The 3,479-nt window shown below is 71.5% G+C and carries 5 protein-coding genes; 2 read left to right on the forward strand and 3 right to left on the reverse strand.

From position 1 onward, the window contains the following. Positions 1-122 precede the first annotated feature (122 nt). Both EHS43_RS40330 and EHS43_RS40335 read left to right on the forward strand, forming a co-directional pair. The gene (locus EHS43_RS40330) at positions 123-836 is read left to right on the forward strand and encodes a YidC/Oxa1 family membrane protein insertase (protein WP_125195511.1); all 714 of its coding nucleotides are present in this window, start codon (positions 123-125) and stop codon (positions 834-836) included. Between the two features lie 116 nt (positions 837-952). Then, on the forward strand, positions 953-1,810 hold the full coding sequence (locus tag EHS43_RS40335; protein ID WP_125195512.1) for a fumarylacetoacetate hydrolase family protein: 858 nt from the start codon (positions 953-955) through the stop codon (positions 1,808-1,810). 98 nt (positions 1,811-1,908) lie between these two features. On the opposite strand, the gene EHS43_RS40340 is transcribed toward EHS43_RS40335, so the two are convergent. The 3 genes from EHS43_RS40340 to EHS43_RS48460 all read right to left on the reverse strand — a co-directional run. Beyond that, a complete protein-coding gene (locus EHS43_RS40340) occupies positions 1,909-2,766 on the reverse strand; it encodes an LLM class F420-dependent oxidoreductase (protein WP_125195513.1) in 858 nt (285 codons plus the stop codon). 43 nt (positions 2,767-2,809) lie between these two features. Continuing rightward, a complete protein-coding gene (locus EHS43_RS40345) occupies positions 2,810-3,319 on the reverse strand; it encodes a heme-degrading domain-containing protein (protein ID WP_125195514.1) in 510 nt (169 codons plus the stop codon). Then, on the reverse strand, positions 3,316-3,479 hold a 164-nt coding region (locus EHS43_RS48460; RefSeq protein WP_369009073.1), incomplete at its 5' end, for a Gfo/Idh/MocA family oxidoreductase. The genes EHS43_RS48460 and EHS43_RS40345, both read right to left, overlap by 4 nt.

Consider the following 3,479-nt stretch of genomic DNA (forward strand, 5'->3'; position numbering starts at 1 on the left):
CCCCCGGCCACCCCCTCCCGGCGACCGCCGCGTAGGGGCTCCCTCCTGTACGGACACCCCGCGCGGGTCGTCATGCCGCCCTGCTCGCTTCCGGCACGACGAGACCCCCGGAGGGCTCACCCATGTCCGTCTTCGCTGATCTGGTCCAGCACCTCGCCGACCTGCTCCACCCCCTCTTCGGCGCCACCGCGGCCGCCGCCGCGATCGTCCTGTTCACCGCTCTCGTACGCCTGCTCGTGCACCCCCTGTCCCGCGCCGCCGCCCGCGGCCAGAAGGCCCGCACCCGGCTCCAGCCGAAGATCGCCGAACTGCGCAGGAAGCACAAGGACGATCCCGGCGAGCTCCAGAAGGCCGTGATGGCCCTGCACGCCGAGGAGAAGGTCTCCCCGCTGTCCGGCTGTCTGCCCGGACTGTTTCAGCTCCCCGCCTTCTTCCTGCTGTACCACCTCTTCTCCAACACCACGATCGGCGGCCAGGCGAACGAACTGCTCGGCCACGAGCTGTTCGCCGCGCCGCTCGGCGGACGCTGGGCGGACGCCCTCGGCCACGGCGGGATGTTCGGGGGAGCGGGACTCGTCTACGTCTGCCTCTTCGTGTTCGTGGCCGTCGTGGCGACCTTCAACTACCGCCGCACGAAGCGGATGATGGCCGCGAACCCGGTCCTGCCGGTGGCCGACGGACAGCCCGTTCCCGGCATGGGCGCGATGAGCAGGGCCATGCCGTTCATGTCGTTCTTCACGCTGTTCACCGTGGCGGTGGTGCCCCTGGCGGCCGCCCTGTACGTGGTGACCAGCTCGACGTGGGCCGCGGTCGAGAGGGCCGCCCTCTACCGCTGACCGGTCCAGTCCGTGAACCGGGTATTGCGGACCGGACGCCCAGCTTGGAGGATCGACCAGTCATCCGATGGCTGCACCCGTCGGAGGACGCCCCGCAATCGAGGGAGATAGTGATCATGAAGCTGCTGCGAGTCGGTACGGCGGGAACGGAGACGCCCGCGCTGCTCGACGCCGACGGGGTCCTGCGCGACCTGTCCGGTGTCGTGGAGGACATCGACGGGGCGCTGCTCGCCGACGACGCGGCACTCGGCCGCCTCCGCGCGGCCGCGGAGTCCGGCGACCTGCCGGAACTGGACGCCACGGGACTCCGTGTCGGGCCGCCGCTCGCCCGGATCGGCAAGATCGTCTGCATCGGCCTGAACTACCACGACCACGCGCGCGAGACGGGGGCCCAGCCGCCCGCCGAGCCGGTGATCTTCTTCAAGGCCGCGGACACCGTGGTCGGCCCCTACGACACGGTTCTCGTGCCCCGGAAGTCGGAGAAGACCGACTGGGAGGTCGAGCTGGCGGTCGTGATCGGGCGCACGGCCCGCTATCTGTCGTCCGCCGAGGAGGGGCTCGCCCATGTCGCCGGGTACGCGGTGGCGCACGACGTGTCCGAGCGGGAGTTCCAGATCGAGCGCGGCGGGACGTGGGACAAGGGGAAGAACTGCGAGACGTTCAACCCCCTGGGCCCCTGGCTGGTGACGGCGGATGAGGTCCCCGATCCGCAGCGCCTGTCCCTGAAGCTGTGGGTCAACGGCGAGCTGAAGCAGGACGGCACGACCGCCGAACAGATCTTCCCGGTCGGTGAAGTGGTGCGGTACGTCAGCCAGTTCATGACCCTGTACCCGGGTGACGTCATCAACACCGGCACGCCCGCCGGGGTCGCGATGGGGGAGCCCGAGCCCAAGCCGTATCTGCGGGCGGGGGACGTGGTGGAGCTGGAGATCTCGGGGCTGGGGCGTCAGCGGCAGGAGTTCAAGGACGCGTAGCCGCTGCGCTGGGTGAGCCGGGGACTGCGCGTCGTCCGATGACCGCGGGCCGCCTGTGGCTTGTCGCGCAGTTCCTCGTGCCCCTCAAAGGCCATGGCTCACCCGAGCAGAGAGGCGAGCTTGCGCCAGCCCTCCCTCGGGAGTTCGTGGCGCGGTGCGCCGTCCACGATCTGCAGGGCCACGTGGTCCGCGCCCGCCGCGACGAACTCGTCGACGCGGGCGCGGATCTGCTCGTCCGTGCCCCAGGCGAAGACCGCGTCGACCAGGCGGTCGCTGCCGCCGTCCAGCAGGTCGTCCTCCGTGAAGCCGTTGCGGAGGAAGTTGTTGGTGTAGTTGGGCAGGCCCAGGTAAATGGCCAGGTAGTCGCGGGCCAGGGCGCGGGCCCGCGCGGGGTCGGACTCCAGGACGACCTTGAGTTCCGGCGCCAACAGGGCTTCCTCGCCCAGGAGTTCACGGGAGCGTGCCGTCTGCTCCGCGGTGATCAGGTACGGGATCGAGCCGGCCGCGCGGTCGCGGGCCAGCTCGACGGTCCGCGGGCCCAGGGCGGCCAGGACCCGGCCCTCGGCCGGCACTCCCGCCTCGTCCAGGGCGTCCAGGTAGGCCACCAGGGCCGAGTACGGCCGCCGGTACTGCTCCGCGAGCTTGGCGTGGCTGACGCCCAGGCCCAGCACGAAGCGGCCGGCGTGGGCGGCGTTCAGGTCGGTGAAGCTCGCGGCGGCGGCCTCGGCCTCGTGGTCCCAGATGCTCTGGATGCTGGTGCCGACGACCACGCGGGACGTCGCGTCGAGCAGCGGGGCCGCGTGGGCTGCCGAACTGCTGCCGCCCAGCCAGATCGCCCCGAACCCGAGCTCCTCCAGTTCGGCGGCGGCCTCGGCGCGTTCACCCCGCCCGGACGGGTCCTCCCCGCGCAGTCCGCCGCCGTTCCAGATGCCGTACGTGCCGATGGAATCCTTCATGGCAGGTGCCAACGGGCAGGACCCGGCGATAATTCCGCTCCCGCTAGCGGTCCTTGCTCAGGAACTCCTCCAGCGCCTCGACCACCAGACGGTGGTCCTGGAGCTGGGGCAGGCCCGAGACCGTCACCGTGCCGACGACGCCCACGCCCTCCACCGTCACCGGGAAGGAGCCGCCGTGTGCCGCGTACTCGTCCGGGTCCAGACGCGAGGACTCCTCGAAGGTGCTGCCCTTGGCGCGGAAGCGGGCGCCGACCAGGTAGGAGGCGGAGCCGTAGCGCTCCACGACCCGGCGCTTGCGGTCGATCCAGGCGTCGTTGTCCGGGGTGGAACCCGGCAGGGCCGCGTGGAAGAGCTGCTGGCCGCCGCGGTGGATGTCGATGGCCACGGGTGCCTGCCGCTCCCGCGCCAGCTCCACCAGCAGCGAGCCCAGCGCCCACGCGTCGTCGTACGTGAACTGCCGGAAGACCAGGCGGCGTTCCTGCGCCTCCAGTTCCTCCAGGGGCGGGGTGAGTTCCGGCTGGAACTTCGGGGTCAGCCCGGTGTTGTGCGTCACAGCTGCACCGCCACGTTGTCGCGGGCCGAACGGCGCGCCGCCTCCAGTACGTCGAGGGCGGCGGCCGCCTCCAGTGCGGTCACCGGGTTGGTGCCGCCGTCGACGAGGGCCCTGGCCACGGCCGCATAGTAAGCCGGGTAGTCGCCGGGGAGGGTGGGGA

Origin of the sequence: Streptomyces sp. RP5T (genome assembly GCF_003933965.1) — a bacterium.
GTDB lineage: Bacteria > Actinomycetota > Actinomycetes > Streptomycetales > Streptomycetaceae > Streptomyces.